The 26,352-nt window shown below is 33.4% G+C and carries 22 protein-coding genes; 11 read left to right on the top strand and 11 right to left on the bottom strand.

Annotated elements, in window-relative coordinates:
• Position 1: 1 nt before the first annotated feature.
• From ACUN3A_RS09730 to ACUN3A_RS09720, 3 genes are all read right to left on the bottom strand, one after another.
• Positions 2-1,516 carry a T9SS type B sorting domain-containing protein gene (locus ACUN3A_RS09730; protein ID WP_445551096.1) on the bottom strand — a complete coding sequence of 505 codons (1,515 nt, stop codon included), beginning with the start codon at positions 1,514-1,516 and terminating at the stop codon, positions 2-4.
• A 287-nt stretch (positions 1,517-1,803) separates the two neighbouring features.
• Positions 1,804-3,093 (bottom strand): hypothetical protein, encoded by a 1,290-nt coding sequence (locus ACUN3A_RS09725; RefSeq protein ID WP_445551095.1) that lies wholly within the window; start codon positions 3,091-3,093, stop codon positions 1,804-1,806.
• Between the two features lie 103 nt (positions 3,094-3,196).
• A complete protein-coding gene (locus ACUN3A_RS09720; RefSeq protein ID WP_445551094.1) occupies positions 3,197-3,646 on the bottom strand; it encodes a hypothetical protein in 450 nt (149 codons plus the stop codon).
• Positions 3,647-4,061: 415 nt separating this feature from the next.
• Between ACUN3A_RS09720 and ACUN3A_RS09715 the strand changes: the two genes are divergently transcribed.
• From ACUN3A_RS09715 to recA, 4 genes are all read left to right on the top strand, one after another.
• A complete protein-coding gene (locus ACUN3A_RS09715; RefSeq protein WP_445551093.1) occupies positions 4,062-5,195 on the top strand; it encodes a DNA polymerase III subunit in 1,134 nt (377 codons plus the stop codon).
• Between the two features lie 6 nt (positions 5,196-5,201).
• A complete protein-coding gene (locus ACUN3A_RS09710) occupies positions 5,202-5,585 on the top strand; it encodes a DoxX family protein (protein ID WP_445551092.1) in 384 nt (127 codons plus the stop codon).
• A 117-nt stretch (positions 5,586-5,702) separates the two neighbouring features.
• Positions 5,703-6,215, top strand: coding sequence for an acyl-CoA thioesterase (locus tag ACUN3A_RS09705; protein WP_445551091.1), 513 nt, complete (start codon positions 5,703-5,705; stop codon positions 6,213-6,215).
• A gap of 377 nt (positions 6,216-6,592) precedes the next feature.
• The gene (recA, locus tag ACUN3A_RS09700; protein WP_445551090.1) at positions 6,593-7,627 is read left to right on the top strand and encodes a recombinase RecA; all 1,035 of its coding nucleotides are present in this window, start codon (positions 6,593-6,595) and stop codon (positions 7,625-7,627) included.
• A gap of 446 nt (positions 7,628-8,073) precedes the next feature.
• Here recA and ACUN3A_RS09695 read toward each other — a convergent pair whose 3' ends face one another.
• A complete protein-coding gene (locus ACUN3A_RS09695; protein ID WP_445551089.1) occupies positions 8,074-8,841 on the bottom strand; it encodes a lysophospholipid acyltransferase family protein in 768 nt (255 codons plus the stop codon).
• Between the two features lie 104 nt (positions 8,842-8,945).
• On the opposite strand from ACUN3A_RS09695, the gene trpS reads away from it, so the two are divergent.
• Positions 8,946-9,920 carry a tryptophan--tRNA ligase gene (gene trpS, locus ACUN3A_RS09690; RefSeq protein ID WP_445551088.1) on the top strand — a complete coding sequence of 325 codons (975 nt, stop codon included), beginning with the start codon at positions 8,946-8,948 and terminating at the stop codon, positions 9,918-9,920.
• Between the two features lie 83 nt (positions 9,921-10,003).
• Here the strand turns inward: trpS and ACUN3A_RS09685 are convergent, their stop codons facing one another.
• Positions 10,004-10,477 (bottom strand): Lrp/AsnC family transcriptional regulator, encoded by a 474-nt coding sequence (locus ACUN3A_RS09685; protein ID WP_445551087.1) that lies wholly within the window; start codon positions 10,475-10,477, stop codon positions 10,004-10,006.
• A 188-nt stretch (positions 10,478-10,665) separates the two neighbouring features.
• Between ACUN3A_RS09685 and ACUN3A_RS09680 the strand changes: the two genes are divergently transcribed.
• From ACUN3A_RS09680 to ACUN3A_RS09670, 3 genes are all read left to right on the top strand, one after another.
• Complete coding sequence (locus ACUN3A_RS09680) at positions 10,666-11,475, top strand: DUF1338 domain-containing protein (RefSeq protein WP_445551086.1); 810 nt, start codon at positions 10,666-10,668, stop codon at positions 11,473-11,475.
• Positions 11,476-11,802: 327 nt separating this feature from the next.
• Positions 11,803-13,698, top strand: a complete 1,896-nt coding sequence (serA, locus tag ACUN3A_RS09675; protein WP_445551085.1) for a phosphoglycerate dehydrogenase — start codon at positions 11,803-11,805, stop codon at positions 13,696-13,698.
• Between the two features lie 94 nt (positions 13,699-13,792).
• Positions 13,793-16,711 carry an FAD-binding and (Fe-S)-binding domain-containing protein gene (locus tag ACUN3A_RS09670; protein WP_445551084.1) on the top strand — a complete coding sequence of 973 codons (2,919 nt, stop codon included), beginning with the start codon at positions 13,793-13,795 and terminating at the stop codon, positions 16,709-16,711.
• A gap of 180 nt (positions 16,712-16,891) precedes the next feature.
• On the opposite strand, the gene ACUN3A_RS09665 is transcribed toward ACUN3A_RS09670, so the two are convergent.
• A complete protein-coding gene (locus ACUN3A_RS09665; protein ID WP_445551083.1) occupies positions 16,892-17,698 on the bottom strand; it encodes an AraC family transcriptional regulator in 807 nt (268 codons plus the stop codon).
• Between the two features lie 86 nt (positions 17,699-17,784).
• Here ACUN3A_RS09665 and ACUN3A_RS09660 point away from each other — a divergent pair, with 86 nt between their 5' ends.
• The 3 genes from ACUN3A_RS09660 to ACUN3A_RS09650 all read left to right on the top strand — a co-directional run bounded on the left by ACUN3A_RS09660 (position 17,785) and on the right by ACUN3A_RS09650 (position 20,383).
• On the top strand, positions 17,785-18,990 hold the full coding sequence (locus ACUN3A_RS09660; protein ID WP_445551082.1) for an MFS transporter: 1,206 nt from the start codon (positions 17,785-17,787) through the stop codon (positions 18,988-18,990).
• Positions 18,991-19,176: 186 nt separating this feature from the next.
• Positions 19,177-19,914: an alpha/beta hydrolase gene (locus ACUN3A_RS09655; protein ID WP_445551081.1), complete on the top strand. Its 738-nt coding sequence runs from the start codon at positions 19,177-19,179 to the stop codon at positions 19,912-19,914.
• Positions 19,904-20,383: a GyrI-like domain-containing protein gene (locus ACUN3A_RS09650; RefSeq protein ID WP_445551080.1), complete on the top strand. Its 480-nt coding sequence runs from the start codon at positions 19,904-19,906 to the stop codon at positions 20,381-20,383. Before ACUN3A_RS09655 ends, ACUN3A_RS09650 begins: the two co-directional genes overlap by 11 nt.
• Before the next feature lie 46 nt (positions 20,384-20,429).
• On the opposite strand, the gene ACUN3A_RS09645 is transcribed toward ACUN3A_RS09650, so the two are convergent.
• The 5 genes from ACUN3A_RS09645 to dprA all read right to left on the bottom strand — a co-directional run bounded on the left by ACUN3A_RS09645 (position 20,430) and on the right by dprA (position 26,199).
• Positions 20,430-21,395 (bottom strand): alpha/beta hydrolase, encoded by a 966-nt coding sequence (locus ACUN3A_RS09645; protein WP_445551079.1) that lies wholly within the window; start codon positions 21,393-21,395, stop codon positions 20,430-20,432.
• Positions 21,396-21,461: 66 nt separating this feature from the next.
• The gene (locus ACUN3A_RS09640) at positions 21,462-22,631 is read right to left on the bottom strand and encodes a DUF1501 domain-containing protein (protein ID WP_445551078.1); all 1,170 of its coding nucleotides are present in this window, start codon (positions 22,629-22,631) and stop codon (positions 21,462-21,464) included.
• 97 nt (positions 22,632-22,728) lie between these two features.
• Positions 22,729-23,490 (bottom strand): glycosyltransferase family 2 protein, encoded by a 762-nt coding sequence (locus tag ACUN3A_RS09635; protein WP_445551077.1) that lies wholly within the window; start codon positions 23,488-23,490, stop codon positions 22,729-22,731.
• 46 nt (positions 23,491-23,536) lie between these two features.
• On the bottom strand, positions 23,537-24,931 hold the full coding sequence (locus tag ACUN3A_RS09630; RefSeq protein ID WP_445551076.1) for a DUF1800 domain-containing protein: 1,395 nt from the start codon (positions 24,929-24,931) through the stop codon (positions 23,537-23,539).
• A gap of 167 nt (positions 24,932-25,098) precedes the next feature.
• Positions 25,099-26,199, bottom strand: coding sequence for a DNA-processing protein DprA (gene dprA, locus ACUN3A_RS09625; RefSeq protein ID WP_445551075.1), 1,101 nt, complete (start codon positions 26,197-26,199; stop codon positions 25,099-25,101).
• Between the last annotated feature and the right edge of the window lie 153 nt (positions 26,200-26,352).

The following is a 26,352-nucleotide window of genomic DNA, read 5'->3' as shown; positions in this document are numbered from 1 at the left end:
ATTATTTCAGAAGAGTTATCGAACCCTTTTTGGCAGACTCGCCTTTTGGAGTAATTATATAATAAAAAACAGGATTGAAATTCTTAAACTCAATATCAGATTGCGGCCAACCATTAGAATTATCATAATTGTCTGTTTCAAACACTTTTTCACCTAAAGAACTTAAAATCAGGACATGAGTATTTGTATTGTTATAAATTTCTGGAACAATCCAAATATCATTAGTTCCGTCGTTATTTGGTGTCACAACATTAGAAATTTGAGGTACATTATAATTAATTACTGAACTATATTTTACTATAAAAGACATAGAACAGCCCGAGATAATCACTTTATAATTTTCAGGAGTAGTAATATCCAATGCACTTTGCGTAGCACCTAGAATGGCATTATCGTTAAGATACCATTGATAAATTGGATTTGAAACATTAGTAGTCGTAGTTAAAGCTAATGTATCTCCTTCAGCGAATGAAACTGTTTCGGCTTCAGCAACAACTTTATTTATATAAACATCCTCATAATTAGCGATAATAGTAGCCTTAGTTTTCAAATCAATTGTAGCTATTGATTTACATCCTCCAAAGTCTACCTCACAAGTGTAAACACCAGCAACATTTGTTTGATAAGTTTGACTAGTTGCCTGTGCAATTATTGCACCGTCTTTTGTCCAAACATAAGAATTACCAGCAGTCGCGGTTAAAGTGGTTTGTTCTGAAGAACAAAAAGGATTACCCGAACTTGAACTTATAGCAGCAGAAGCAACGATAGAAGAACTTGTAGCAATAACGCTCTGAGATCTAAAATTATCATCCGAACATGGTCCATAATTTAATTTAGCATGATAAACTCCAGGACTATTAATCACTAATGATTTGGTCGATTCGCCAGCGATTAAAACATCATCTTTATACCAATTGTACTTTAATTGTGGGTATTTGAGCGGGGAAGAATTTGGATCGGATTGATCTTGATACACAGTTAACGTTACACTCCCACCACTACAATAACTAATAGTTGGCTTTTTATCATTAATAAAGAAAGCTCCATTGAAAGCCTTAAAATAAACAGGTAAAGATTTGGTACTAACCGTTCCGTAAATTGTAAAACTGCTACTCAATACACCCGTACTACTCTTAACACGTAATTGATACTTATCTGAACCAACTAAGTTTGTAGGTATTGCAAAAGTCAATGTCTTATCGGTTGCTGTGTCTGGAGGTGTGCCTACTAATGGAGGCAAAGGAATAGTCGCTGTTGGAGTAGTAAAAGATCCATTAGTATCAGATAACACAACAGAAAAAGTCACACTTGGATCAAAATTTGATATTACAAATTTGGCTTGATACTCATTAAACACTTGATTAGGATCTGTCGGATGAGGACCTCCTGCACAAATCCTATCATAAGGTAATATTGTAGGGGAAATTGTTTGTGCCAACAATACTGTCATTGGAAGCATTAGGAAAACAAACAGTAAGTTACTAAAAGAAAATAAAGAGGTAATTTTGCTGTTCATACACGCAAAAATTTGTTAGTTAGAAATCAAAACGGGTATTGCATTCTATTAATATTGTTGCAAATAAACTTTATTAATAATAGCGACTTAAGAGATTGTAGCATATTACAAAAAAACTCCTGTTTTACAAATTAAATAATAATGATTTCAACCAATTATATACTTCCACTCGAATTAAAAGGAATACAAAAATAATTGAAATGAAATTTTTAATAAAAAATGAAAGCTAAACCTGCTTTTTTCAAGGTCTAACTTTCATTTTTATATTTTTAGTTTCAAATACTTATTTATTTTGTAGAAGCGGTAATTTTTGTAAGAGCTAATCTAAAATCTGGTCTTCTAGGATTTGCAAAATCGTTGAAAGTTTCAATATTTGAAGTTTTAGAATACAAATTAAAGAAAACACTATTACCGTAATAACTTTCTAAATCTTCATTATTTAAAGAACCCGCAGAAAATATATTCCCTTTACAATTATTTAGATACATTTCCTCAATTCTAATTTTCTTAAGATTTTTATCATTAATGTCTATACTAGTATCCAACAATACAGCTTTATTAAAACCAGAAATTACACTTTTACGCAATACTAAAGTTGTATTCTCTGCAACATATACCCCTTCTTTTACTAAACCAGCTTTAATATCTGCATCGATATCATCACTGTCATTTGCAAGTGTTAAATTAGTAGCTGTTACTGAAGTTTGTTTTTTTGTAAAATCTACATCTTCTTTTTTCTCATAAGATGAAACATCTAGACAACGAGAACCATTGCTATTACTAACATAAGAAGATCTAACAGCTAAGGAATTATCTATCTTAGCTTGAGTACCTAATGTGAATTTAAAATCAACACCATTACATCTGTAAGAAACCATTTTTGTCATTACTGGCTCACCACCAAGAACTTCAAAAGCATCACCAGCAGCATAGCTAACCATTATATTTTCTAAAATAGTCTTGTTACCAATTCCCCCAAGCAAAATAGCGTTAAAATTATCTGCTCCTCTAACCTTTTTTCCAGCATATTCAACTCTGACAAATTTTAAGATTCCAGAAGAGCTTGCAGAATTAGCACCACCATAAGTAGTTAATGATGGATCTAAATCATCATAATTAAAAGAAGCATAAAGACCAAATTTATTAATTGGAGCATCACCAAGAATTACAATACCTCCCCAATCACCGGCCTTTCTAAGACTTTTATTTGAAGTAAAAACAATCGGATCAGTTTCTAAACCTTCTGCAACAATTTGAGCTCCTTTAGTAATAATTAAAGTCCCTCTTGAATCGGCATCTCCAATAATTATGGTACCTGGATCTATTGTAAGTACTGCATTATTTGTAACATAGACATTACCTTGAATGATATACACATCTTTCTTAGTTAATCTTGTATTTACAGTAATATTTCCAGCTAATATTTGAGTTGCTTCACCGTAGTCAGCTTTAGTTGGCTTGAATTCTGTCCAATTATTCAACCAATTGCTTGGTCCAAAAATTCCTTTTTCTTGTTGTGCACTTACAGTAGTAATAACTGCAAGATAAACCCATACAAATAGTAATTTAGTTTTCATAGGTTTGGGGTATTAGTATTTAATTTTATTCTCCGTAGGCTAGAGATTATAACTCATTAAAGAGTTTAAGATCGGTTTTAGAAAACTAAATCTTCTAAAATTTTTATTGAGCTTCTAAATCACGTAATGATTTTAATGTTTGCTCATAAAACAAAACTGCGTTTATAAGTTGTCCTTTATCGCAAAAAGGCAACATTTTTCTTAAATATTCAACCGTGATATCTAAATATGTTTGAGTTGCTTCTTTATCCAAATCCAATGCTTTTTTATTATCACTCGTATCAGGAATACCTAAATCAGTCATAGTTACACCAGGTTTAGTAGCCAAACCAATTTTTGGCAATATTCTTACAATTACCTTCATACGCTCAATGTACAATTCTACCAATTCACCTTTTGACATAGCCTTCAAGGTTTTATCATCGTTGTAAGTACGAATAGAAGCACTTGTGCTGATAATACTTTGTGGCATATTTGGCTTTGCTTGTGCTAAACATTTTGAAGAACCTAATGCTAACATGAAAATACTGAAGAAAATAATTTTAACTTTCATAACTTGGGTTTGTTAATTAATAAAACAAAAATATACAATTAAATTGAATTTGCAAGTCCATAAAAACAAAATAAACCTTTTCTTAACCCACAAAACGACATCTATTACGCATTACATCTATCAAAATCAACACTTTATCGAATAAAATTGTATATTAAAAAAACTATAAAATTAACAAAAAATTTAACAAAAAACGAAGTTTTTACTGTCAAAACAGCAAGGTTAAAATGCAAAAATAATTCCTTCGACACAATCTTAACAAAAGTTATCAACAGTTATTAGTTAAAAACTTCAGCGCTTCAAACGGTATTTACAAAAACATTCTACAACAATACAGTTTAAAAAACAAATTCTAGAATAATAAAGTTTATAATAGAAATTTTTTGAAGCTATCATTTTCTTATATCTTTGCTACATGCAGTTTTCAAAAATTTTAGGCCAAGAATACATCAAAAATCACTTAATAAAAAGTGTCGATTTAGGCAGAATCCCACATGCTCAATTGTTTATAGGACCAGAAGGAAGCGGAACTTTACCAATGGCTATTGCTTATGCTCAATATGTTTTATGCAATTCTAAACAAGGTGAAAACGAATCTTGTGTCCTTAAATTTGAAAAAATTTCTCACCCTGATTTGCATTTTATATATCCAACAGTAACTACTGAAGAGGTAAAACAAAAACCAAAAAGCATTGATTTTATTACCGATTGGAGACAATTTATCCTGGAAAATCCTTACGGCGGGTTGTTTGATTGGTATGCCAAATTGGGAGTGCAAAACAAACAGGGGGAAATTCGCGTAGATGATGCTCAAGAAATTTTAAAATCCCTTTCTTTAAAATCCTATGAAGGCGGTCATAAGATTATGATTATTTGGATGGCCGATAAAATGAATATCGCTGCCTCCAATAAACTCCTTAAACTACTAGAAGAGCCACCTGAAAAAACGGTATTTATTCTAATTTCAGAAAATGAAGAAGATATCATTCAGACTATTAGGTCTAGATGTCAGATTACTCATTTTAATGGCTTAAGTGACCAGACAATTGCCAATGCACTTATTGAAAAAGAACAAATAGAGCTAAAAACAGCTTTAAAAATTGCACATCAATCGCAAGGGAATTTTAATAAAGCTCTTCATTTATTAAATGATGATGACGCCTCCCCATTTGAGCAATGGTTCGTCACTTGGGTTCGGGCCGCATTTAAAGCTAAAGGTAACGCCGCAGCCATACAGGACTTAATAGAATGGAGTGAACAAATTGCAACTTTGGGAAGAGAAACTCAAAAGAAATTCCTGCAGTTTTGCATCGAAATGTTTCGTCAGGCTTTATTACTCAATTATGAAGCTAAAGAACTTGTTTATATTGAAACCAAAGTAGAAAAATTCAAATTAGAGAATTTTGCACCTTTTGTAAATGGCGGCAATATTAATGACATCTTCAAAGAACTATCTGACGCGATGTATCATATAGAACGCAATGGTAATGCTAAAATAATTTTAACCGATTTATCAATAAAACTAACCCGTTTAATTCATAAAAAATAACGACCCATGAATAATATTGCTTCTATTTTAATCTTAGCATTTTTAGCTATCACCTATTTACAATCCTCATACGACAAGTTATTTCACTGGAAAGAAAACCTAGACTGGCTCAAAGAACATTTTGCTGAAACACCTTTACGCAATCAAGTTCCGCTGGCTTTGGGAAATGTTTTAGTATTAGAATTAATTTCGGGAATTTTATGTACTGTAGGTGCTATAGAACTTGTTTTAAATAGCGGCAGAGTTTATGGCTTATATGGAGGTATTTTTTCTTCTATAACACTAATTATGTTACTTTTTGGACAACGATTGGCAAAAGATTATGATGGTGCACGAACTATTGTTTTGTATTTTATTCCATCGGTTATGGCGGTGTATTGGCTGAATTAAAAAAGTCGACGAAAATTTCAATAGAAATTTCAATGGCAATAGCAATTACAATGACAACAACTCCATTAAAGAGAAATATCATAAATTAAATCGTTTACTAATTATCTAATACAAAATATGACGGCAAAACATCCTTCAGAATCCTTAACGATATTAACCGATTTGGTTTTACCGAGCGAGACCAATCCTTTGAACAACTTATTTGGAGGAGAATTATTAGCCAGAATGGATCGTGCTGCTAGTATTGCCGCAGGAAGACATTCGCGTCGCATAGGGGTTACTGCCTCTGTGAATCATGTAGCGTTCAACAAAGCTATACCACTTGGGAGCGTTGTAATTATAGAAGCCAAAGTATCAAGAGCTTTCAAAAGTTCGATGGAAATTTACATAGACGTTTGGGTAGAAGATCGTCAATCCGGAAACAGAACTAAGGCTAACGAAGCTATTTATACTTTTGTTGCTGTTGATGATACCGGGAGACCTGTAGAAGTTCCGCCAATCGTGCCTGAAACTGAATTGGAAATACAACGTTTCGATGCTGCTTTGAGAAGAAAACAATTAAGTTTAGTTCTAGCAGGAAAAATGAATCCTCATGATGCTACAGAATTAAAAGCGTTGTTTGTTGAATAATTTGATTTCTTTTAAATTTTAAATGAAGAATATCAAAAAAGCGAGCAGATTTAGACAGAAAAACAAATTTGTATAAAAAAGTGAGTTTAAATCCCTTTTGTTGCGTGAGGGATGGCAGCAAGCTACCGAAGTAGCGCGTACAGCCCGACACCGTTAAGGAAAGGGGCTCTATATACGCAAAGATAAGTAAGCCCCTTTTCTTAACGGTGTCACGCCCAAATAGCTGATAACGAACTAAATAAATAAATCGGAAATCATTTTGTTAAAAAGTCAGTTATTGTGACTTCAGAAAAAAAAAGTATTTTTACGAGCACTAAAAAATCTACACCAATTATTTTGATTAAAATATTTGGCAAATCATATAAAAGAGAAGAAAAATGAAAGAAAAAGTTGGTTCAGAAAAAGTCAGTTCAGAAAAAGAAGCTAAGTTAAAAGCATTACAACTTACTCTTGACAAATTAGATAAGACCTACGGAAAAGGAACTGTAATGAAAATGGGCGACAAAGCCATTGTAGAAGTAGAAACAATTTCATCTGGTTCATTGGGAGTTGATTTAGCATTGGGAGTTGGCGGATATCCAAAAGGAAGAATTATCGAGATATACGGACCAGAATCATCTGGTAAAACAACTTTGACTTTACACGCAATTGCTGAAGCTCAAAAAGCGGGAGGAATTGCTGCTTTTATTGATGCTGAACATGCTTTTGATAGAAATTATGCTGAAAAATTAGGAGTTGATATCGAAAACCTAATCATTTCACAACCTGATAATGGAGAACAAGCATTGGAAATTGCTGAGAACTTAATTCGTTCGGGAGCTATTGACATTGTAGTAATTGACTCGGTTGCTGCGTTGACGCCAAAAAGTGAAATTGAAGGTGAAATGGGAGATTCTAAAATGGGTCTTCATGCACGTTTAATGTCTCAAGCATTAAGAAAATTAACTGGAACAATTAGTAAAACTAACTGTACGGTATTTTTCATCAACCAGTTGAGAGAAAAAATTGGAGTAATGTTTGGAAATCCTGAAACTACTACGGGTGGTAACGCCTTGAAGTTTTACGCTTCGGTACGTTTGGATATTCGCCGTTCTACTCAAATTAAAGATGGTGATAATGTATTGGGTAACCGTACTAAAGTTAAAATCGTTAAAAACAAAGTAGCGCCACCGTTTAAAGTGGCTGAATTTGATATTATGTACGGTGAAGGTGTTTCAAAAACGGGCGAAATCTTAGATTTAGCTGTTGAATTTGAAATTATTAAAAAAGCAGGTTCATGGTTTAGCTACGGAGAAACAAAATTGGGTCAAGGTCGTGATGCTGTAAAATCATTGATTAAAGACAACCCAGAATTAGCTGATGAACTTGAAGCGAAGATTAAAAGCCATATCAAAGAATTGGCTGACGAATAAACAAAAAAAGCATACAATTTATATTACCTCCAAAAACTTAAATAGTGTTTGGAGGTTTTTTTATGAAATACTATGCCATACTATTATGATGGCACGCCTATCATTTTTGTAGGCATAGCCAATTTTTAAGATAAGCTCGCTTATGAATTTGACAGGCGCGCCTAGCATTTCGGAAAGTATATCCTTTGAAATAGATAAGCGGGCCTAACTATTTTAAAGGATCGCCTTTAATTTTGATAGCTTAGACCTTTTAATTGTTTAGGCGGACTATAATATTAGATCGGCTCGCCTACCAAAACTAAAGACGAGCCTATGAATTAAGTAGGCAAGCTTTCGGATTCATTAGGCGAGCCTACTAAATTGATAGGCGACCTCATAAAATCATATTCAATATTCTAGAAACTTAGAAACGAATAAGAACAAAAAAGTCCGCAATTGCGGACTTTTTATTTGGATTTTGAAGCATCGATATTCTGAAAATTAATTAATTCATCGAAGATTATTTTTCTAACGTGCTCACGCAACTCTTTTCTATCTATTGGTTCTCCAGTAGCGGAAACAGTTTCAATAGGAGGCAACATTTTCGCACGCATCAACCCAGGGCTTCCACTATAATAAGTATAAGACAATCTTTTTTTATTGTCAGGAAAAATAAGAGGCACTATTGGCAAATGATGATCAGCAGCTAAACGAAAAGCACCATCTTTAAAAGTATCTAATATGATAGACTCATCATGCGGAACTCCTCCTTCTGGGAAAATACAAATACTAAGACCTCTATCAATTCTTTTTTGAGCTTGTTCAAACACTTCCATTCTGCTTTTCGAAGAACTTCTATCAACTAAAATACTGGTTCTTTTGTAGAAAAATCCAAACAATGGAATTTTAGCTAATGACATTTTTCCAACAAAAACAAAAGGATTATCTACAACGGCAAGCATCAGCATGATATCGGTCATAGAAGTATGATTGGCAACAAACATGTAGCTTTTTTTACGGTCTAATTTTTGAAGTTTTTCTACTTTATAATAAAAACCCATTCCAAAAAGAACACATTTGGCCCAAATGCGCGACATTTTAAAAAAATAAGGATACCCGCTTTCTGTCAATATAGAAGCTACCAAAAATGGAAGCATAACTAGAATTGGAATAAGCATTACAACGTAAAACCAAATTCGCCAAACGGTCCAAAATATTTTTTTTATACTTTTCATAGAGCCAAAAATAAGGAAACTTGCGGAAAATTTAGCAAAAGAATTAACTTTGCGAAAAAAATAACACACTTCACCATAATCACACGAGATTTAAAAAAATAAAAATGGCAAAAATACTTACAGGCGTTCAAAGTACGGGTACACCACATTTGGGTAACTTATTAGGTGCAATTATTCCTGCAATCGAATTATCTAACAAACCAGAAAACGAATCATTCCTTTTTATAGCTGACTTGCATTCAATTACACAAATCAAAAATGGCGAAACATTAAGAGGCAATACATACAGCACTGCCTGCGCTTGGTTAGCTTGTGGTTTGGATATCGAAAAAGTGGTTTTTTACCGTCAGTCCGATGTAGCACAAACAGCTGAATTATCTTGGTATTTGAGTTGTTTCTTTCCTTTTCAACGTTTGACATTGGCACACTCTTTCAAAGACAAATCAGATCGTTTAGAAGATGTTAATGCAGGATTATTTTCGTATCCAATGCTTATGGCTGCGGATATTCTTTTATATGATGCACAATTTGTTCCTGTAGGAAAAGATCAATTGCAGCATTTGGAAATTACACGTGATGTAGCATCTCGTTTCAACCATCAAATGGGAGAAACTTTTGTCATTCCAGAAGCAAAAATTCAAGAAGACAGCATGCTTATTCCTGGAACTAATGGTGGAAAAATGAGTAAATCAGCGAATAATTTTATCAATATTTTCTTAGATGACAAAGCTTTGCGTAAGCAAATCATGAGTATTGAAACCGATAGTACTCCACTTGAGGAACCTAAAAATCCAGATACCTGCAACTGTTTTACTTTGTATAAACTATTGGCAAATGACGAGCAGATCGAAGCAATGAGAGCTAACTATTTGGGAGGAAACTATGGTTATGGTCACGCTAAACAAGCTTTGTTTGAATTGATTTTGGAGAAATTTAAAACCGAAAGAGAAAAATACAATTACTACATCAACAATCTACCAGAAGTAGATGCCTTATTGAAAAAAGGTGCTGCAAAAGCTAGCATTGTTGCCGATGGTGTTTTGGCAAGAGTAAGAGAGAAATTAGGGTTTGAAGTTTAAATAGCCTTCCAAAAGACAACACGAATTTCACTAATTTGCACGAATCTGTATGTGCAAATTAGTGAAATTCGTGCTTATAGCCCTTACTGTATCGGCAAGTTTTTCTCGAAAGCTGAGCCAAAAGAAATAAACGAATCGGTTCCCCCTACTCCTTCAATAATATGAATTTGCTCGTAGATTATTTTGCGTAATTCTTCATTATTAGCAGCCACAATCTTAATAAATAAAGCATATTTACCCGAAACCCAATGGCATTCTACTATTTCTGGAATCAATTTTAATTGTTCGGCTATCGAATAGGAAAAACGAGCTTCTTTAGTGGTTATTCCTGTGTAGGTAATCGTTTCAAAACCGTAGGCTTTGGCATTTAATTTTACCGAAAAACCAGCAATCAATCCTGACTCCTGCATTTTTTTCACTCGCAGATGGACAAGCGAATTGGACACTTTTAATTCTTTCGCCAATTCAGAATAAGGAATTCTACCATTCTCACTCAGCTTTCTGATGATTTCTTGATCTAAATAATCAGTATTTTCATTGTTTTTGGAGTTTATCATCACTTCACTATTTGGTTGAAAACTATAACTTTGACAATTCTAAAGCAAAAACGATGCTTACTGCTGTCAAAATTACACAATTTATACACAAATATGTCTATTTGTAAATAATCGAGTCTACATTATGTTAGTTCGACAGATTTCTATTTAGATTTGTGTCATTATCACAATTTAAAACACAGACAGAAATGGACAAAAATCAACTGCTTTCGAAACTATGGGAACAATATGCTGAAATAACCCCATCTGCTAAAAAAATACATACTTTATTAGAAAAAAAAGGCGAAACTATTCAAAACGATCACATTGCGATTCGTACTTTTAATGATCCACGCGTCAACATCTCGGTGTTAGAAAAAATTTTCGTAAACGTTGGATATGAAGCTCGTGGAGAATATGTTTTTGAATCTAAAAAATTATTTGCCAAACACTACGAACATACTACTGACAAAGATGCTCCAAGGATTTTTATCTCTGAATTAGAGCTAGAAAAATGTTCCGAATCATTACAAAATACGGTAAAAAAATTACTGGATGATTGCGACCCTAACGAATTTACTCATCCCCAATTAGCTTTAAACAGCACTTTTTGGAAATCAAACTCACAGGCGATATACAATTCACTTTTGGAAGAATCAGAATATGCCGCTTGGATGTATATCTATGGTTTTCGCGCCAATCATTTTACAATTAGTGTAAATGGACTGAAACATTTTCAAAAACTGGAAGAATTAAACAATTTCTTGGAAGAAAGCGGCTGGAAACTGAACGCTTCTGGTGGAAAAATAAAAGGAACTCCTGAGCAATTTTTAGAGCAATCCAGCACATTAGCCGATTTATACACCATTACCTTTGAAGAAGGTTCGATTGAAATTCCATCCTGCTATTATGAATTTGCATTACGCTATGCAATGCCAAATGGAAATTTGTACCAAGGATTTGTAGCATCATCAGCCGATAAAATTTTTGAAAGCACTGATGTAAAATTGCAAAATTAAAGACTAAAAAAATTCAATAACTTGTCAAATTCACCGTTTTTTGAGTTGCATTATGACAAGTTATTGACTTTTTAAAAAAATATTGCTCTCTTTTTGCGAAAAATCTTTATGAAAAATCCATTTCAAAATAAATAAAACAAAATTTAAAATTGCTTTTTGAAGATTAAATTTAATAAAACACAGTCAAAAAGACTATTTATAACAATAACCTCAATTATCGTTAAACGGGCTAGTATTATACCAATATATTTTCAGAATAACAATCGAGGGTTTATCTTTGTGCAAAAAATTTACAAATAATTTTTATTTGTGACAAACACTAAAAAGATGACAGAAAATCAGGAAACATTTATATTCGATTTTGACAGTACTTTTATTAAAGTCGAAGCACTAGATGTGTTATGTGAAGTAATTTACCAGGATAGTGCAGCTGGAGAGCAAATATTAAACGAAATCCAAAGGTTGACTAACCTAGGGATGGAAGGAAAGCTTTCCTTAAAAGAGTCTTTGACTAAAAGAATTCAATTATTACAAGCCAATAGAGATCACATCGGAACTGTAATTGAAGAATTAAAAAAGAAAGTGACTGCTTCGGTAATTAGAAACAGAACTTTTTTCAAACAACATTCTGACAACATCTATATCATTTCGAATGGTTTTAAAGAAATCATCATTCCAATAGTTTCGGAATATGGTATCAAACCAGAACACGTTTTGGCCAATACTTTCAAATTTGACCATGACGGTAAAATAATCGGTTTTGACGAGAAAGATGAATTGTGTGAAAACCAAGGAAAAGTAAAGAAAATAAAATCACTAAACCTTAAAGGTGAAGCGATAATGATTGGTGACGGATATACTGATTATGAAACCCTTGAAGGTGGAGCAGTATCTCAGTTTTTTGCTTTTACCGAAAATGTAAGCCGCAAAATTGTGGTAGACAAAGCGAGTCAAATTGCACCTTCATTGGACGAAATCCTTTATGAACTATCTTATAAAGCTTCTGTTTCTTATCCAAAAAACAGAATTAAAGTTTTATTATTAGAAAACATTCATCCAGATGCTGTTACAATCTTCGAGCACGAAGGTTATACGGTTGAAACGATGAAAGGTTCTTTGAATGAAGATGAATTAATCGAAAAAATCAAAGATGTTTCTATATTAGGAATTCGTTCTAAAACTCATGTTACTGCTAAAGTTTTAGAAAATGCAAAAAAATTACACGCTGTTGGAACATTCTGTATAGGAACCAATCAAGTAGATTTGAATGCTTGTAGCATGAAAGGAATTTCAGTATTCAATGCACCATATAGCAATACCAGATCAGTTGTTGAATTGGCTTTGGGACAAATTATTATGTTAGTTCGTAATACTTTTGAAAAAAGTAAATTGATGCACGAAGGTAAATGGGACAAATCGGCTACCAATAGTGTTGAAATTCGTGGTAAAAAATTAGGTTTAGTTGGATACGGAAGTATAGGATCACAACTTTCTATTGTTGCTGAAGCTTTGGGTATGAAAGTATATTTCTACGATGCCGTTGACAGATTAGCACTAGGAAACGCTAAAAAATGTACTTCATTAAAAGAATTGCTATCACTTTCAGACGTAATTTCATTACACGTTGATGGACGCGCTAGCAACAAAAATATGATTGATGCTGCTGCTTTTGAATACATGAAACCAGGAGTTATCTTTTTAAATCTTTCTAGAGGTCATGTTGTAGATATCGCAGCATTAACAGCTAATTTAAAAAGCGGAAAAATACACGGAGCTGCTGTGGATGTTTTCCCTGAAGAGCCTAAAAACAATGATGAACCTTTTGTTTCTGAATTAATCGGAATGAAAAATGTGATCTTGACACCGCATATTGGTGGAAGTACCGAAGAAGCACAAGAAGATATCGGACATTATGTTGCTAACAAAATCATTAATTACATCAATACAGGTACTACTTACGGAAGTGTAAATCTTCCTGAGATTCAATTACCTGAGCTTCAAAGTGCACACAGAATCATGCACATTCATGAAAATGTAAAAGGTATTTTGGCTCAAATCAATAACATTCTTTTAGAGTATGACAACAATATTTTGGGTCAGTATTTAAAAACGAATGAAACATTGGGTTATGTAATTACCGATATCGATAATTTCCATAATACCGATTTGGAGAAAAAATTAAAACAAATTCCGAATACCATTCGATATAGAATTCTATATTAAGATTTCAGATTGTCGATTCCTGATTTTTGATTGCTGATTTATTCGTCACAACAAATCAGCAATCGACAATCGTTAATCCTCAATCATAAATAAAATGAACCTTGAAAGTCTTGAAAAACAATTAGCTGGAAAATTATTGTACGACCACACTATGCGTACACTTTATGCCACTGATGCAAGTGCTTATAAAGAAATGCCATTGGCAGTAGCCATTCCAAAAACAAAGGAAGACATTCAAAAAATCATTGCTTTTGCCAGAGAAAACAAAAGCAGTGTAATTCCTCGTGCGGCTGGAACTTCTCTAGCAGGACAAGTAGTTGGAAATGGAATTGTGGTTGATATTTCGCAAGAATTTACCAAAATCCTTTCGGTTGATCCAGTTGAAAAATCAGCGTGGGTAGAACCTGGAGTGATTCGTGATGAATTAAACATCCATTTAAAACCATATAAATTATTCTTTGGTCCAGAAACATCAACCAGTAATCGTTGTATGATTGGTGGAATGGTGGGTAATAATGCTTGTGGTGCAAGATCTGTAATTTATGGTTCAACGCGTGAGCATTTACTTGAAATTAAAGGATTTTTAGCCGATGGAAATGAAGTTACTTTTGGAGCTTTAACCAACGCCGAATTTGAAGACAAATGCAACGGAATAAATGTTGTTAGCCCTTTGGAACAAGCTATTTATGCGCAAACCAAAGAATTATTATCATCTCCTGCCAACCGTGCATTGTTTGATGAAAATTACCCGAAAAAATCAATTCCGAGAAGAAATACAGGATACGCTTTAGATTTATTGGCAGATAGCCAGCCTTTTGGCGATCCGACCGAAAAATTTAATTTCTGCAAATTAATCGCAGGTTCTGAGGGGACTTTGTTCTTCTCGACAGCGATTAAACTGAATTTGGTTGATGCACTAAAACCTTTCGCTGGTTTGGTCTGTGTTCACCACAATAGCATCAACGAATCGTTGAAAGCCAACTTGGAAGCCTTGAAATTCAAGCCAGACAGTGTTGAATTAATCGACCATTATATCCTTGAATGTACCAAAGAAAATATTGAGCAAAGCAAAAATAGATTTTTTGTGGAGGGCGATCCACAGGCAATTTTGGTTGTTGAATTTTTAAGGGACTCGAAAGAAGAAATTGTCGAAATCGCCAAAGAAATGGAAGAGCTGATGCGTTCCAAAAACCTTGGCTACCACTTCCCGATTGTTTGGGGCGAAGACACCAATAAAGTTTGGAACCTGAGAAAAGCGGGATTAGGATTATTGTCTAATATTCCTGGCGATGCCAAAGCGGTTGCCGTTATTGAAGACACTGCTGTTGACGTAAATGATTTACCTGATTTTATCGAAGATTTTAATGCTGTTTTAAAAGAGCGAAATCTAAGTTGTGTGCACTATGCGCATGCTGCTACAGGAGAATTGCACCTTCGTCCGATTATTGACTTAAAAACCAAAGAAGGAACTGCTCTTTTTAGAACGATTGCTACCGATATTGCTCATTTAGTTAAAAAATATAAAGGTTCGCTTAGTGGAGAACACGGAGACGGAAGACTTCGTGGCGAATTTATTCCGCTGATGTTGGGTGAAGAAATCTACCAAATGTTTATCCAAGTGAAAAATACTTGGGATCCTTGGGGTATTTTCAATCCTGGAAAAGTAGTAAATACACCTCCAATGGACACCAACCTGAGATACAATCCAGATCAAGACACTCCAATGCCAGATACCTATTTTGATTTCTCTGAAAACAACGGAATCGTTCGTGCTGCGGAAATGTGTAATGGTTCTGGAGATTGTAGAAAAACAGAAAAAAGCGGTGGTACAATGTGTCCGAGTTATATGGCAACGCGTGATGAAAAACACACCACTCGCGCCAGAGCCAACATATTGAGAGAGACCATCACCAATTCGACCAAAGAGAATAAGTTTGATGACGAAGGTTTACTTGAAGTGCTAGATTTATGTTTAAGCTGTAAAGGATGTAAATCCGAATGCCCTTCAAATGTGGATATGGCTAAGCTAAAAGCAGAAACCTTACAACAATACCATGATAAAAACGGAGTGAAATTCCGTTCTAAATTAATTGGTAATACTCCAAAAATCAATCAAATATTCTCTTCATTACCGTGGTTGTATAATTTTGGAACCAAAGGAATCATAGGAAACATTGTAAAACGTTCTACTGGTTTTGCCACCGAAAGATCGTTGCCACAAATGCACAAGATTACCTTTCAGAAATGGTTCAAAAGCTACAGACAAACGGGTAATTTCATTAACGGAAAAGTCTATTTGTACAATGACGAATTCATGAATTTCAATGATGTTGAAATTGGCCAGACTGCCGTTAAATTGTTTAACCGTTTGGGTTATGACGTTGTGATTCCAGAAATCGGCTTCAGCGGAAGAACGTATCTTTCAAAAGGTATGTTGAAAGAAGCCCGTGAATTGGCAGAAAAAAATACTGAGGCTTTCGCCAAAGTAATGCCGGAAAACGCAATTTTAATCGGAATCGAACCTTCGGCAATATTGTCATTCCGTGATGAATATCCGGATTTATGTCGTGGTGACTTGAAAGCAAAAGCCAAAGCATTTTCAAGCAGAGCAATGCTAATCGAAGAATTTTTGGCTAAAGAATTGGATGAAGGACGAATCACATCTGCATCATTTACTGATAACCAAGAAAGAGTTCGTATGCACGGTCACTGTTTCCAAAAAGCGTTGTCTTCATTAGTACCATTAAAAAAAATCCTAATGTTGCCACAAAACTATACCGTACTCAATATTCCAAGCGGATGCTGCGGTATGGCTGGATCTTTTGGATATGAAAAAGAGCATTATGACATTTCGATGAAAATTGGAGAATTGGTTTTATTCCCAACCATCCGCTCAGAAGAACAAGCTACGTTGATTTCTGCTTCAGGAACGAGCTGTAGGCACCAAATTAGCGATGGAACAAGCAGAAAAGCATTTCACCCTGTTGAAATACTATTTAAGGCTTTAAAATAGTTATTTAAGATTTTCAAATAATAATTTATAATTGCAGATGTTTTAGGACATCTGCATTTTTTTTTTAATACCCAGACTAAAAAAATCTTATCACATACTAAACAAGTTAAAAAAACATACGATAAATAATATCAAAAATCAATTCATTTAATTACTACCGACTAGTGAAGAATTTTTATCTCAAAGAACTGCATTGTTTACATTATCCAAAATATAGTTAGATGGTGTTTTTCCTAAATTTTTTTTGAACATAAAAATAAAAGCACTTGTAGTTTCATACCCTAAATCATAAGCAATTTCCTTGATAGATTGTTTTTCTCCCAATCTTTTTATTGCTTCCAAAAGTTTTAATCGTGTTCTCCAATCACTGAAATTCATTCCCAATTCTTTAATAAACAAGCGAGACAAAGTTCTAGTACTCATTGAGGATAATTCTGCATAGTAATCCAGAGTGTATTTACTGCTAATGTCCTGCATTAAAAGCAAAATTATCTTTTTCAATTTTACATGATTGCTCGTGGGTAAAAAAGTAGAACTCGGCAAAATTGTTGTTAATTCATCCAAAAAAACATCTATAATTCTTCGTTCCGAAAGACTAATGCTACCAGTATTATCAAAAGAAATAATTTTGAATAAAAGTTGCTTTAGAAACACAGAAATATCAAAAGAAAAACTACATTTTGGGAGATCAGCCGTAAAGGACGGATCTATAAAAACACTATATAAATTAACATTTTTTTGAAAAGTTACCTGATGCTCCACATTACTTGGAATCCAAAGTCCCTGCAATGGGTTTACTACCCAAATTTGATTTTCAACTACTACATTCATAACACCACTCGTGGCATAAATAAGTTGTGCTCTAGGATGCGAATGGGATAAACATATTGCACCTGTAATCATTTCTGTATACCCAGTAACTGGTAAAGACGGATTTATTAAAAATCCGAAATCTACAATTGGATATGTCTGATATTCATTATTCATTGTCCAAATATAGCAATTAAGACAACACGATTTATTTTCATCTTTGTTAAATCAAAAATGATTGTCAAATAAATAAACGATTACCTATGACAAATGCTAAATTACAATCTGAAATCATTCAGAAAACAATCTATCCCATTTTATTTATAATTAGTTTTTCTCACTTTATAAATGACCTTTTGCAGGCTGTAATTCCTTCAGTTTATCCATTATTCAAAGAAAAATTTAATTTAAGTTTTGCTCAAATCGGGATGATTACTTTTACTTATCAACTTACCGCTTCTATTTTACAGCCTTTTGTTGGAATGTACACCGATAAAAAATCAAAGCCCTTTTCATTGATGATAGGAATGAGTTTTACTTTGGTTGGACTCTTTTTTGTATCGATAGCTTCTAGCTTTGCTTATTTATTACTAGCCGTTAGTTTGATCGGTATTGGTTCCTCAATCTTTCATCCAGAATCGTCCAGAGTTGCTCATTTGGCTTCGGGAGGAAAAAAAGGATTAGCCCAATCTATTTTTCAACTTGGCGGTAATGCAGGAAGTGCGGTTGGCCCTTTACTTGCTGCTTTAATTGTAATTCCACACGGACAATCTTATATCGTTTGGTTTTGTCTTATTGCACTAGTTGGTATTTTTGCTTTGTATAAAATAGCCATTTGGTATAGCAGTCATTTGGAAGAAAAAAGACAAAAAAAGACTAACGCAAATGAAATCGTCACTCATAATTTATCTAAAAAAAGAGTAGTTTTTTCGTTGGTAATCTTGCTGGTTTTAATTTTTTCTAAGTATTTCTATATGGCAAGTATTACCAGTTATTATACATTTTTCCTGATAAATAAATTTCATGTTTCTATACAAGAATCGCAAATCTATTTGTTTGCCTTTTTAGGAGCTGTAGCCGCTGGAACATTATTTGGAGGTCCTTTGGGCGATAAGTTTGGCAGAAAATATGTAATCTGGATTTCGATATTAGGAGTAGCTCCTTTTACATTGATGTTGCCTTATGTTTCTTTATTTTGGGTGGGTATTTTATCAGTAATTATTGGGCTAATACTTTCCTCAGCCTTTTCAGCAATTTTAGTTTATGCGACTGAATTATTACCGGGAAAAGTAGGCCTGGTTGCTGGTCTTTTCTTTGGTTTTGCCTTCGGAATGGGAGGTTTAGGCTCTGCTATCTTAGGAAAAATAGCGGATATAACAAGTATTGAATACGTTTTTCAAATATGCGCTTATTTACCGCTAATTGGTATTTTAACTGCTTTTTTGCCTAATATAGAAAGTAAAAAATAAATAAAGTACTTAGCTTCGTGCTAAAGAATTAAAATATTAAAAATATACTTTGTGCCTTTGCGTGCCCAATTTCACGCAAAGGCTCATAGTAACAAAGAATTGAAAGAATATAGATTTTGAAAACCTTCATAAAATACTTTCATAAAAAGATGATTATCTTTAGCACAGAATAGTTATTGAAAAAACATGACAACTAAAAAGTGGACTGTAAAAAAAAGTTTGAAGACAATTTGGATAACGGCAGGGCTAGTATTCACGCTTTGGCTGTTTTATTCTTCACAATCACATGGCATTGACGAACAGTTTTTTCATGACAGCAACACTATTAAAGTTGAAAACACAGATGATTTTTATTCATTTTCACCAAAAAAAACATTCAAAAACGTATTTATTTTTTATCCCGGCGCAATGGTCGATCCAAAAGCGTATGTGCCACTTTGCAGAAAAATTGCAGATAACAATATAAAAGTTTATTTAATCAAAATGCCATGGCGACTTGCTTCTAATGGCTACAACAAGCCCAAAGAATTAAATCTGTTTAACGACACCACTAAAACGTATATACTTTCAGGACATTCATTGGGAGCGAAAATGGCAGCACAATTTGTATTCGAAAATCCTAATTTAATAGACAAACTCATACTCATTGGCAGCTCTCATCCCAAAACTTTTTCTCTTGTTGACAGCAAAGTACCAGTCTTAAAAATTTATGGTTCAAATGACGGAGTGGCAGACGAAAAATCAATTTTGGATAATAAATCAAAACTACCAAAAACAACAAAATTTGTAAAAATAGAAGGCGGTAATCATAGTCAATTTGGCTATTATGGCTTTCAATTGGGAGATAATCAAGCAACAATTAGCAGAGAACAACAGCAAGTAGAAACTTTGAAAATTATTTTAAACTTTATAAATGAATCCTAGAATTATAAACCTAAGAGAAAAAAAATTAATTGGAAAACGACTTACAATGAGTTTTACCAATTACAAAGTGAGCGAACTTTGGAAGGATTTTATGCCAAGACGAAAACAAGTAGACAACAATTTATCCAACGATTTAATTTCGATGACAGTTTATGAGCCGACTCATTTTTTAAATTTTAGTCCAACAAATGAATTTGAAAAATGGGCAACCGTTGAAGTTTCAGACTTTGATAATGTACCGTCCAAAATGGAAACATTCACTTTGGCAGGAGGACTATATGTAGTTTTTGATTATAAAGGTTTAAATACAGATGATTCTATCTATCGCTATATTTATGGGGAATGGATCCCGAATTCGGATTATGATTTGGACAACAGACCTCATTTTGAAATTTTAGGTGATAAATACAAAAACGGTGATCCAACATCTGAAGAAGAAATTTGGATACCTATAAAACAGAAACAATAAGCTCAAGATTAAAAAAACCTTCTTGTCCTTCCTTTAGTAATAAATTTTAAAAACGGCCAGCCTTTAAAAGTTTGCTCTTGTTTGGCGTAATTGTAGCACTGGTTTTGTCTAATATACTTAAATCAGTAAACCATTCTTCACATAAATTAGTCCATAAATTGATCGATTTGGGTTTATTTTTTAGAGCAATTGAATGTCCGCCTTCAAGGAAAACATGTAAACTTCCTGAAACATTATGCTCCAACATGCCTTCATAGAAAAGAATACTATTAATAGGATTTACAACTGGATCATTTTGCGCAACAACAATAAAAGTAGGCGGAGTGCTTTCGCTAATATGCTTTTCATTTGAAAAATAATCAATATTCTGTTGTGTTGGCTTATTTCCCAAAAAATTATTCAGACTACCTTGATGCGCATATTTTCCCATGGTTATAACTGGTGAAATTAGGATCATAAAGTTCGGTTGGAAAGAGAATTGATCTACAGCATCATTAACAATCGAATAATCTTCCGAATGAGTTCCTAATGTAGTTGCTAAGTGACCTCCTGCCGAAGCTCCCATAACTCCAATCTTTGAAGGATTAATATCCCAAGCTGTTGCGTTTGATCGAATCATTTTCATGGCTCTTTGCGCATCTTGAATGGGTCCTTTTTCTCTTTCAATTAAATCCGGTGACGTTGGCAAACGATGTATTAATACAAAGGCATTTATTCCCATTGTATTCAGCCATTTAGCAAATTGAAATCCTGCAATTGCATACGTTAATTTAGCATATCCTCCCGGCGGACAAATTAACACGGCGCTTCCTGTATTTTCTTCCTTGGATGTAAAAAAAGTATAGATTCCGGGTTGAGCTACCTGAGTAATTCTTTCTCTTTCTTCGATAAGTTCTAATTTTAATCCCTTACTGTTAGGCATTTTTCCTGCTGGCCATAAAGGCAAGTATTCTTGCGACTGTATTTTGATGTTAAAAAAGAAAAGAAAAATAATCAGAGCCTTTGTCTTCATGTATTGTTATTATTTTTAATTGGTTTTATAAAGATAAACTATCTTTTAAAACATAAACTCATACTTTTAAAACAAACCTTCCAATGCTTTATTTTGTATTCCAATTTTGGTGTAATCAAAATTCAATTTGTTTTTTAAAATTGACGCGTATACACTTCTAAAATCAATTTCATGTTTTAAATCTCCACGGTCTAAATCGGCAAGATTTGGGTTATTTCCAATAATTTTTCCTCGATTATTTCCACCAATAACAAACATTGGAGCTGCTGTTCCGTGATCTGTCCCTCGTCCATTATCTTTTACACGACGCCCAAATTCTGAGAAAACAACGATAGTAACATTCTGTAATTGTTGCGATTTTTTTAAATCTTCATAGAAACTAAAAACAGCATCATTGAGTTCGGTCAATCTATTTTTATGAATAGAAAGTTGATTGTCGTGAGTATCAAAACCACCAAGCGAAGTATAATAAACTTTAGAATTCAGATTTCCTTTTATCAGTTTAGAAATCCATTCTAGGTTTTTAGCTAAACCTGTTTTTGGATAAATCACATCTGAAGGAGCTGATTTTGTTAATGCTAATTGAATATCATCTGAACCTTCTATTACAGAATTGGCTACTTTTCGAACAAAATCCAATTGTGGATTACCCGATAATTGCCCATCGTTTTCTAATTTGTTTTTAGTTTTAAATCGGTCAGGATCTTTTACAGTAATAGAATTTGGTTCATCGCCTTTCAATGCCAAATTATCAATATTATCAATGTTTATACCCGCTGTAGGTTGGTGTTCCTTGCATTGCAAATCGAGATAACGTCCAAGCCAACCATCATTAAGATATTCCTGATGGGTTGGTGCTGTCTGCCATATTTCCTGACTTCTAAAATGAGAACGCACTGGATTTGGATAGCCCACATTTTGAATAACAGATAAATCTCCATTTTGTTGCATACTCGCAAATCCTTTCAAAGCAGGATGAAATGCCATTCCTTTTCCAGAATTTAAAACCTCAGTTTTTGAAATCGCAATTATTGGACGCGAATCATAATAAAGCGCATCTTCAAACGGAATAAAAGTATTCAGTCCATCATTTCCTCCATTTAACTGAACAAAAACCACACATTGCTCGCCCAAAACCAAATTCGTTTGTGAGCCAAAAGAGTACAAAAAATCAGGTAATAGAAGTGAGCCTCCTGTAAATGTACCTGTAAGCGTTAAAAATTTTCTTCTGTCCATAATCGTAGTCTTAAAGTTGTAAAGTCATAAAGTCTAATAGAAATGGGGCTTCTGACTTTCGATTTATATTATTTTTTTTGTATCAATATCAAATACTTTAAAAATTGTGAGCTTCATTACTTTTCTGAATTTGAATTAGCTTTAAATATTTGACATATGAAAAATAGCTTTGAATATATGAAATTGTTAATCCATCCAATCCGTTTAAAAATCCTTTTTTGAAGAAATAGCATCGTATAAACGATACGGTTCCATTAATAAAAGGCTTGTACTTTCCTATTTTTACGCCTTCGTCAAAAAGTTGTTGGGCATGCCAACTTGAATATTGATTCTTCTTCGCAATAATTTGATCTAATGAATCCCAGCCATAATGCAATATGTGAACGGGAACTTTCTTTTCATTTGTTGTAACGATGGTTTGATGAACTTTAGAATCAGAAGGTCGCGCTGTTTTTTTATTAAAAAAACGCACTTTGTGATCTGGATACCAACCGGCAAAATCTATTAATTTATCTCCTAAAAAATTTTTGACACGGAAACTTAGACCATCAAAATTTCCTTTTAAATATTTTTCTGCCAAAATATAATCCTCTGCATCTTTGTCTAAAAATTCATCTGCATCCAAATTAAGAATCCAATCATTTTTACAAAATGGGAGTCCATGAGAACGTTGTGGACCATCACCAAGAAAAGTCTGTTCTATGACAATTGCCCCTTTTTCTCTAGCAATCTTAACAGTTCTGTCTTTACTGAATGAATCAACTACAATTACTTCATCGCAAACTTTAAAAAGTGCATCAATACACTTCCCAATCATTTTTTCTTCATTAAAAGTGATTACTAAGCCACTTATTTTCATACCATTCTTTTATTATTATAACTGCTTTTTCAATTGCTTTTATAAATTATATTAATTGAAATTCGGGTGTCTTTACCATAAAATTGAATAATCGCAATACAGCGTTTTCCGAGCCCTCCGTTTTACTGTCAAAATCATATTTTAATAATTGTTCAAAATCCTGTTGATCGGAAGGATCGGTTTTAAACAATAAACGGTCTTCTAGTTCGGCAATGATTTCCTTGTTATTTCCTTCTTTATTCCAATTCAGTTTTACTCTTAGTTGTCGATTTGGGTTTTGAGTCATCATTGCATTTTCATCAATTTGTTTCTTTGCTCGGATTAAATTTTTTCCGTTACAAAGTAAATCGGCAACGTTATTTCTTTGCAAAAAAACCTGCGAAGTAAGCCACGCGCTCCCTCCATCCCATCCTTTTACATTGGGCTGATTGAGTAAATCCATTCCTTGCGATTTCAAAAAATTGGTAATTAATTTTTCGTTTGGATTTTCGACATTCAGTTCATTCATCAATTGCAAAATATACTCCAGAGGGCTTTTAATCTTAGAACCTGCGTTCTTTTTAGCAAATTCTTCAGTGAAAATTTTAGTCAAAAGTGGTTTAATTTCAAAATTCTTTTTCTTGAAATAATCACCATAATAATGAACTAGTTCTTCCTTTGGGTTATCATAAATAAACCATTTTAATATTTTTCGGGTTACCAAATAAGGAATATTAGGTTGTTCAAAAATAATATCAATCATTTCATCTATTTTGAAATTACCCTTTTTACCAAAATAAATGAATTCTTCATTGTCTTCAGCTTTATCTCTGTAAATAGCACTTTCTTCTCCTATACCAAGGCCAGCAAGGCCTTTGGCTCCATTTTTTATATCCTCTTCCGAGTAATTCCCGATGCCAAGTGTGAAAAGTTCCAATAATTCCCGACTTAAATTTTCGTTGAGTTTGCCTTTTCGATTGTCTGTATTATCGAGATAACGCACAACTGCATTACTTTGAACAATTTCTTTGGTCAAGGTTTTGAAATTACCAAAAGCATTTTTTCTCAAAATTTGATTGTGTTGAAACATCCAATAGTTCACTTTCACTTTTTGAGCTGTAGCCACATAATGATTGTGCCAAAAGCAAGTCATTTTTTCGCGAAGTGGAAATTCAGCTGTCGCCATTTTATCAATCCACCAAGCTTTCATTTCTTCCGAAGTCTGTCGCTCTTTTTTTTGACTTTCTTGTTTTTGTTCTACAGTAGCATTTTTATAAAATTCTCGTTGCTGTCTAAATTCCAGACTGCTTTTTGGACTATCATCTAAAAAAGATGGAATAGTAGAATCAACAGGAAGCATAAATGAATTTTCCAGAAAAGAAGCCAATCCTTTTTGAGCAATTTTTGATGCTTCTTTATTAGAGAAACCCAAACGAAGTGACCAAAGCGTATTTTGATTCATAGCAAAAGAGTTTAAATGAATACAGTATCTTTTATTATGATTGTTATTTCTGAAAAAGGTTTAATTATATAATCATAAAAAAAACTACGTTAGTATATAACGTAGTTTTTTAAGATAAATTTTATCTCTATACATAACTCTAATTATAATTACAGAAGAAAAACAGCCTAAATCGCCTCAAACATTTTCCCAGGCAAAGGCCTTATAACTCCTTTTAATTCCATATTAAGTAATAAACCCGAAATTCGATAAATAGGAAAATCACAATGCAAAGCAATAATGTCCATCAGTTCTTTTCCTGTTTTTAGAAGGTAATCATAGACTTTTTGTTCATCATTATCTAGCGTTACGAACAATTGTTTTTGAATAGGTTTGGATTCTTGTGCAATATCCCAATTCAGATTGTATATCAAATCGGCAGCAGAAGTAAGCAAATAAGCCTTTTGAGTTTTGATCAAATTATTACAACCTAAACTGTATTTATCCGTTGTGCGTCCTGGAACGGCAAAAACATCCCGGTTGTAATCATTGGCCATATTGGCGGTGATGAGTGAACCACCTCTATCAGCAGATTCTATCACAATTGTAGCTTCGGTCATTCCTGCTACAATCCTGTTTCTTCGAACAAAATTTTCCTTATCTGGATTGGAAGCACTCCAAAACTCGGTCATAAAACCACCATTTTGTTCCATTTTTGCCATATACTTTTTATGTGCTTTGGGATAAATTTGATTCAAACCATGTGCAAGTACTCCAATAGTTTGTAAATCATATTCCATAGCCAATTGATGTGCCACAATATCTACACCATAAGCAAAACCGCTAACGATTATTGGGTTCAAAGGCGCCAAATCTTCTATTAATTTTCGACAAAACTCTGTCCCATAAGAGGTAATTTGGCGCGTACCTACGATGCTTATTATTTTTCTGTTTTTTAAATCGATATTTCCTGCTGAGAAAAGCAAAACTGGTCCATCAATACAATGTTTTAATTTATCTGGATAGTTGCTGTCCTGAAAACTAAGAGCCTCAATGTTATTTTTTTGAATGAAATCTAACTCCTGGCGCGCTTTTTCAAAAATAGATTTATCTTTAAAATTTTTAAGCAAAATGGATCCAACCCCATCAATGGAGGCAAGTTGTTGTGGCTTAGAATTCAAAACATTTTCGGCAGTTCCAAAGTGTGTAAGCAGCTTTTTGGCCATAATATCCCCTACGCCTTCAACACGCAGTAAAGCCAACAGGTAAAATAAATTTTCTTCTGACATATCTTACAATTATACAATAAATATTTGATACTGAAACTGCTTACAAATTCAAAATAATGTGATTTTAGGAAAAAAGAAGCCCAAAAAACTACATTAAAAAAGAAAACTTTAAAAAACGAAACTCTAATTTATTGATAATGTTACACATGCAGA

This window comes from Flavobacterium sp. WC2509 (genome assembly GCF_052683105.1).
Note: the sequence above shows the minus strand (reverse complement) of the source record. Positions and strands in the feature narration are given on the sequence as shown.

What these genes read in the sequence shown, in the direction of transcription:
- ACUN3A_RS09730 (WP_445551096.1), bottom strand. Translation starts at nt 1,516, where the DNA reads ATGAACAGCAAAATTACCTCTTTATTTTCTTTTAGTAACTTACTGTTT.
- ACUN3A_RS09725 (WP_445551095.1), bottom strand. Translation starts at nt 3,093, where the DNA reads ATGAAAACTAAATTACTATTTGTATGGGTTTATCTTGCAGTTATTACT.
- ACUN3A_RS09720 (WP_445551094.1), bottom strand. Translation starts at nt 3,646, where the DNA reads ATGAAAGTTAAAATTATTTTCTTCAGTATTTTCATGTTAGCATTAGGT.
- ACUN3A_RS09715 (WP_445551093.1), top strand. Translation starts at nt 4,062, where the DNA reads ATGCAGTTTTCAAAAATTTTAGGCCAAGAATACATCAAAAATCACTTA.
- ACUN3A_RS09710 (WP_445551092.1), top strand. Translation starts at nt 5,202, where the DNA reads ATGAATAATATTGCTTCTATTTTAATCTTAGCATTTTTAGCTATCACC.
- ACUN3A_RS09705 (WP_445551091.1), top strand. Translation starts at nt 5,703, where the DNA reads ATGACGGCAAAACATCCTTCAGAATCCTTAACGATATTAACCGATTTG.
- recA (WP_445551090.1), top strand. Translation starts at nt 6,593, where the DNA reads ATGAAAGAAAAAGTTGGTTCAGAAAAAGTCAGTTCAGAAAAAGAAGCT.
- ACUN3A_RS09695 (WP_445551089.1), bottom strand. Translation starts at nt 8,841, where the DNA reads ATGAAAAGTATAAAAAAAATATTTTGGACCGTTTGGCGAATTTGGTTT.
- trpS (WP_445551088.1), top strand. Translation starts at nt 8,946, where the DNA reads ATGGCAAAAATACTTACAGGCGTTCAAAGTACGGGTACACCACATTTG.
- ACUN3A_RS09685 (WP_445551087.1), bottom strand. Translation starts at nt 10,477, where the DNA reads ATGATAAACTCCAAAAACAATGAAAATACTGATTATTTAGATCAAGAA.
- ACUN3A_RS09680 (WP_445551086.1), top strand. Translation starts at nt 10,666, where the DNA reads ATGGACAAAAATCAACTGCTTTCGAAACTATGGGAACAATATGCTGAA.
- serA (WP_445551085.1), top strand. Translation starts at nt 11,803, where the DNA reads ATGACAGAAAATCAGGAAACATTTATATTCGATTTTGACAGTACTTTT.
- ACUN3A_RS09670 (WP_445551084.1), top strand. Translation starts at nt 13,793, where the DNA reads ATGAACCTTGAAAGTCTTGAAAAACAATTAGCTGGAAAATTATTGTAC.
- ACUN3A_RS09665 (WP_445551083.1), bottom strand. Translation starts at nt 17,698, where the DNA reads ATGAATAATGAATATCAGACATATCCAATTGTAGATTTCGGATTTTTA.
- ACUN3A_RS09660 (WP_445551082.1), top strand. Translation starts at nt 17,785, where the DNA reads ATGACAAATGCTAAATTACAATCTGAAATCATTCAGAAAACAATCTAT.
- ACUN3A_RS09655 (WP_445551081.1), top strand. Translation starts at nt 19,177, where the DNA reads ATGACAACTAAAAAGTGGACTGTAAAAAAAAGTTTGAAGACAATTTGG.
- ACUN3A_RS09650 (WP_445551080.1), top strand. Translation starts at nt 19,904, where the DNA reads ATGAATCCTAGAATTATAAACCTAAGAGAAAAAAAATTAATTGGAAAA.
- ACUN3A_RS09645 (WP_445551079.1), bottom strand. Translation starts at nt 21,395, where the DNA reads ATGAAGACAAAGGCTCTGATTATTTTTCTTTTCTTTTTTAACATCAAA.
- ACUN3A_RS09640 (WP_445551078.1), bottom strand. Translation starts at nt 22,631, where the DNA reads ATGGACAGAAGAAAATTTTTAACGCTTACAGGTACATTTACAGGAGGC.
- ACUN3A_RS09635 (WP_445551077.1), bottom strand. Translation starts at nt 23,490, where the DNA reads ATGAAAATAAGTGGCTTAGTAATCACTTTTAATGAAGAAAAAATGATT.
- ACUN3A_RS09630 (WP_445551076.1), bottom strand. Translation starts at nt 24,931, where the DNA reads ATGAATCAAAATACGCTTTGGTCACTTCGTTTGGGTTTCTCTAATAAA.
- dprA (WP_445551075.1), bottom strand. Translation starts at nt 26,199, where the DNA reads ATGTCAGAAGAAAATTTATTTTACCTGTTGGCTTTACTGCGTGTTGAA.